The sequence below is a fragment of the Bradyrhizobium sp. NBAIM08 genome, assembly GCF_020193935.1.
GTDB lineage: Bacteria > Pseudomonadota > Alphaproteobacteria > Rhizobiales > Xanthobacteraceae > Bradyrhizobium > Bradyrhizobium yuanmingense.
Genome location: NZ_JADYVR010000820.1, coordinates 1 through 412, shown reverse-complemented (window position 1 = coordinate 412; position 412 = coordinate 1). Strand labels below are relative to the sequence as shown.

1 protein-coding gene is annotated in these 412 nt (G+C 62.4%); it reads left to right on the top strand.

Annotated elements, in window-relative coordinates:
• The coding region (locus I6F37_RS42225; protein WP_225154707.1) for an LptF/LptG family permease at positions 1–412 on the top strand (412 nt) is incomplete at both ends.

Here is a 412-nt window from a genome sequence, read left to right as displayed (position 1 = left end):
CCTCAACCTGGCGATCGTCGGCTGGCTAGAGCCCAAGACCCGCTATCAATATGAAGAACTGCGCTTCGACCTTCGCTCGGGCGCGCTCGGGGCGGCAATCAAGGTCGGCGAGTTCAACCGCTTGGGCAAGCGCCTCACGCTGCGCATCGACCGCAGCAATGACGGGGGCACTCAGCTGTCGGGCATCTTCATCGCCATGGACGACAAGTCGGGGACCGCGATTTCGGCGACGGCCGAGAAAGGCCAATTCCTTGCCACCGACGATCCCGAAACGATCATCTTCCGCCTGAAGAGCGGCCGGCTGATCCAGCAATCGCCCAAATTCCCCACCCCGCGCACGCTGGCGTTCGACAGTTACGACTTGCCGATCAACTTGCCGGCCGCTCTTCAGGCGGAAGATGATCGTTTCGGG